The sequence below is a fragment of the Candidatus Hydrogenedentota bacterium genome, from assembly GCA_019695095.1.
Taxonomy (GTDB): domain Bacteria; phylum Hydrogenedentota; class Hydrogenedentia; order Hydrogenedentales; family SLHB01; genus JAIBAQ01.
This window is the reverse complement of record JAIBAQ010000311.1, coordinates 1-4,673: the sequence shown is the minus strand read 5'-3', so window position 1 is coordinate 4,673 and position 4,673 is coordinate 1. Positions and strand designations below refer to the sequence as shown.

Annotated in this window: 3 protein-coding genes; 2 read left to right on the top strand and 1 reads right to left on the bottom strand. The window is 58.7% G+C overall.

What is annotated here, in order from left to right; genetic code table 11:
- Positions 1-234 precede the first annotated feature (234 nt).
- On the bottom strand, positions 235-2,814 hold the full coding sequence (locus K1Y02_25470; protein ID MBX7259731.1) for a penicillin acylase family protein: 2,580 nt from the start codon (positions 2,812-2,814) through the stop codon (positions 235-237).
- Positions 2,815-2,972: 158 nt separating this feature from the next.
- On the opposite strand from K1Y02_25470, the gene K1Y02_25465 reads away from it, so the two are divergent.
- Positions 2,973-3,602: a sigma-70 family RNA polymerase sigma factor gene (locus K1Y02_25465; protein MBX7259730.1), complete on the top strand. Its 630-nt coding sequence runs from the start codon at positions 2,973-2,975 to the stop codon at positions 3,600-3,602.
- Positions 3,602-4,363 carry a hypothetical protein gene (locus tag K1Y02_25460; protein ID MBX7259729.1) on the top strand — a complete coding sequence of 254 codons (762 nt, stop codon included), beginning with the start codon at positions 3,602-3,604 and terminating at the stop codon, positions 4,361-4,363. Before K1Y02_25465 ends, K1Y02_25460 begins: the two co-directional genes overlap by 1 nt.
- The last annotated feature ends 310 nt before the right edge of the window (positions 4,364-4,673 follow it).

Here is a 4,673-nt window from a genome sequence, read left to right as displayed (position 1 = left end):
ATATTTTGTGTCCCCGATTCAATTCGGCCCCCATCATACCCCATAGTTCGTTACCGCACAACGGGGTACTCCAGCCCCTTTCCAATTCCGTCGACAAGGCTGTCATCGGCTGGCCGAGATTCTCACGTTGTCCATTTTCGTGCCTGGACGCCAATTTGTCAATTAAATATTCACCCTGACAAACCCTCTCCGTCCATGGCGTCCACAATGTCCACTACGTCCACTGCCAACCGCTCACCCCTTCGGCTCGAAGCGCATCACGTGCTTTGTGTGGCGCGCGATCTGCTCCGGTGTCATGCGGATGGAGCGGTACTCCCCTTTCATGAACAGCGCCGCTTGGTCGTCGTAGTGGGGGCTCATGAAGTTCCCGGAATTGCCGGTTGGCAGAATCGTCTGCGCTTCGTCGGGGTGCGCGAAGTCTATTAGCCGCCGTGTCGACGGCCCCGCGGCGACGTGGTAGTCGTGTTGCCCGGCCGGATACAGCATGTTGTTGACGATCTGCGAGCCGCCCGAGGCCGGGAAGGGGCCGATGTTGAAGATCCGGTCCAGCAACGGCAGTTGACCAAAGGGATGCTTGAACTCCATCACGTGGATCTTTCCCCAGGTCCACGTGGATACGTCGTCGCCGAACTGCGACCTCAACCGAGCGATGGCGTCTTTGAACGCGGCATACACAATCTGCTCCCGAGTCTCTTTCTCCGGCGTATTCACGTCGTCCCAGAATTCAGAACTCGGGTCGCGCACGAAATCCTTGAAGAAGTTCCAATGGTCGGCAAGGATGCCGTAGGGTTTCAACTGTTTGTCGCCGATTTCGTCGCCCACACCCATATCGATTATGGAATCCACCCAGTTCTGGTAGATAGCGCCACCCACCGACGTAATCCCATGCGAACCGTCCCACGATTCCAAGAGAGTCACGACTTCTTGTTCAATCGGTACGAAATCGCGCGACGATCGCTTCAACGTCTCCAGCAGCGTGGGCAACACGGTCTTTTTCGCCTGAATCGTGTCGTCGAACTGCACCGCCTTTAACGCCTCGATGGTCCAATCCGACCGCTGCCCAACCAGTTCCTCGATTCGCCCCGCACGATCGGTCGGCTGCCAGTACCCCTGCAACCTCACATCCGGCGCCAGCGGTTTCACGGTGCTCATGTTGTTCGCGGTCACGATGTAGCCGCACTCCGGGTTCTTGAGGTGCGGGTTCAGCTCAAACGGCAGGAACCCGAGAATCTCGTCCTTGCCGGACCCGCCGTCCAGCAACCGTTTCGGGTTTACCGTCGGCGCGCGTTTCACGATTCGACCCGCCGCCCACCACGCAATGTTCCCTTCCTTGTCCGCGTAGGAGATGTTCACCCCCGGCGACGTGACGAGTGGAACGGCCTCCGCGAACGCCTCGTAGTTCCGCGCGCGGCCCATCTTGTAGAAGGCCAGCAGATCGGTATATTCGTTTTGCTGCCAGACCCACGACATGGCCACCGGCGGGCCATCGTAACCGTAGGCGTTGCTCAAGAAGTCGGTGATCACCGGACCATGCGGCGTCACACGCACATCGCAGACCTGATCTTCGGCAAACCGTACATGAATGGTCTCGCGAATCGTCTCCGCATCCACCCACTCGCCCTTGTACTTCACCTTACCGGGCTCGTCCGGCTTGAACTCTTCCACAAACAGATCCACGTCGTCGTTCGCGAACATAGTCAGGGCCCAGCCCCGGTCGCTGTTGTGCCCCAACAACGCAATCGGGATCGGCGGGAAGTAATACCCGTAATTCTCGTAATCGCCCGCCTTCACGTGCGCCTCGAACCAGATGCTCGGGTTGGTAAACCCGATGTGCGGATCGTTGGCAAGTATTGGTTTGCCCGAAGCCGACCGCGACGGATCAAGCACCCACGAATTACTTCCGAATGACGCTCCGAAATGCTCCGAAATCCATGCCAACGGTTCCAGAAACGCCTGTAGTTGGCCTGTGTCGTCCGATGGTAGCGGCTCACGCTTGGGGCTAGGTTCCGATTCGGACGGCGCATCAGGAGTCGAAGGCACACTCCCCGTCTGCTTGAGGTAGGCTTCGGCCTCCTCCAGCGTTTCCATCACGGTAACCGGAATCTCTTTGGAGTACCCGGGAAACATCGCGTCGGTATTCTTCCCAGGAAACCGCTGCGCCAGGATCGATGCCAATTGGTCTTCGCGCAACCCATCCGAAAACGTAATCGGCAACAGCGCAGCCACCGACATGCAGTCCACTTTCGTGAACGGCCGTTCCGGAATCCGCAGAACCTTGAACTCGAATGGCAACGGGCCGTCTTTCATGAACCGGTTGACGCCCGCGACAAACGCGTCCAACGAGGCCAGCAATTCGGGGGGAATTCGGTCCTCATGCAGGAAATACTTCTCCGCATTGGCCCGCAACCGGAACGCCCGCATCACCCGGTCAATCTCCGGTACCGACACCGCCCCCATCTTCAACGGCCCAAGGATCTCCGAGAGTTCCCCCTGCGCAATCCGCCGCAGCAATTCCATCTGGAACAATCGGTCCTGCGCCATCGTATAGCCCAGTGCGAAAAAAGCGTCCGGCTCGGTCTCCGCCTCGATGTGCGGCACCCCCCAATCGTCCCTCGTCACCTTCACCGGTGCGCTCAGTTCCGGCGCAACCAGCTTTCCATCCAGGGCGGGCAGACTGGCCCGTGCTTGCCAATACAGCCACGCTCCGGTGATGATGATCAGCAGCAAGGCGGCTTGACAGAGTCTCACGATGCCCCGAAACAGACGGCGTAGAATCCCGCGTTTCTTGACCGGCGGACGTTCAGGTTGTGACATGGCGCGCTCCGGAATGGTTTTTCGGTATTTGCACACCCTAGTGCAGGGACTGGGGACACGTCAAACATTTGCAGACATGGTTTTGACCCTCCCTAGAATACAACCTGTTGAGAGGCGTTCGGTGGAACGCTGCAAGTGAGTACGAACAGGCAGGTGACATGGCCGGACACTTGACCGGAAAACAGACCTCGGAGTTTCTCGAACTTGTTGGGAAGCACCGGGATGAATTCTATCGGTACGTGTTGCGTACCGTATGGGATTCGGGAACCGCTGAAGACACCTTTCAGGCGGCTCTGCTTGCCGCCTACGAAAATTTTCATCGTTTCACGCCCGGAACGAATTTCCGGGCCTGGGTGTATCGCATCATCACAAACAAGTGTTTTGTGGCGAATCGCGAGACGGCCCGAACGCCTGCTCCGCTGGATGACGTCGAGCCGGGACTTGTCGCCGTGGGCGAACAACACGGCTACGGCGACGTCCTCAAGGACCCTGCCGCCTTCCTGGAGCAATGCGGCGACGAGGTCAACGCGGCGTTTAAGCGGTTATCCACCGCCGAACGGTCGTGCATCTTGTTGCGCGGCGTCGAGCGGTTCTCCTACCAGGAGATCGCGGAGATCCTGGAGATGCCGGTTGGCACGGTCATGACCCATTTGTCGCGAGGCCGCGCCAAACTTCGGCAAGACTTGCTGGAATACGCACGGGAGAACGGGATCGTACGATCCTTTCCCCGGCTTGTCCCTCGGGAAGATCAGGGAGAGGATGAGCGAAGAGAAAGAGGGACGTTGTAATGAGTATTGGTAACGACAAAGTCTTATCGGCATATCTGGACGGCGAACTGAGCGCCTCCGAGGCGTCGGAGTTCGACCGGGCCCTTAGCGCGTCTGAAAAGCAGCGGCTTGCGGGCGAAGTGATTCTCGAGAGGGCATTGGCCGATTCCTTGTCGAAAAATGCCGCATGTCCCGACGCAGTTTGGGAGCAATTGTGCCAGACCATCCAAAGCCAACCTCAGATTGCGCCGAACGTCGTTCGAGGTCCGTGGCGTTGGAACGCGGTGTTGGCGGCAGCCGCCGTACTTGTCCTGACGATTGCGGGCATATTCGCAACGACCGGCGGCGAGCGTAACGACTTCCTGCGCATGGCGGAAAGGGATGTCGCGCAGTTGAAAGGGACATCCGCCGTCGATGCGGTTTCGCTGGCGGCCGTGAACGACTACGTGCACGCACACGGGTATGGGATCGACATTGCGGCCATCCAGAATTCCGAAGTCCATCACCATCGACGGGAACTACTGGGTGCGCGCGAGAGTTCCTATCGCGGAGAGAAGGTCATGGAACTGTTGTTCGACTGCTGCGGGAAACCGCTGAAAGTTGTCGTGGCTCCCAAGAATGGCGGCGCCGCGCGGCACATCGGAGACGCGCTTGCCCGTGGCGAAGTCCAAGCCTCCCGTCCTGTTGGCGAATATGTCGCCGCCGTCGTCGGTCAGCACAAGGCCGTGAATCTGCTCGATCTGGTCACGGAAACGAGTGGAGAAGACCGTCCCAACGCCTGACCCGATAAAAACGGCCGCGCTTTCACGACATCATTCCTGCGCAGTATCTTCAATAGGCCATTAGTGGCATGTCGTGTCACGTAGGCCAACACGCAATGCGCCACTTGCCTAATCGGTGAGAAGGCTGCAACTCATGTCCTGACCGCGCCGCGAAAGTAGCGATTCAAAATCCAAATTCGGAATCTCCCTACCCCCTGGCTATTTTCACGGCTTCCGCAAACAGCCGCGCGTTCTTCGTCAGGCCGTCGTAGTCTTTCGCAGCCATCAATTTCTTGCTCACGAGGTTTCCCCCGACGCCTACTGCCGACGA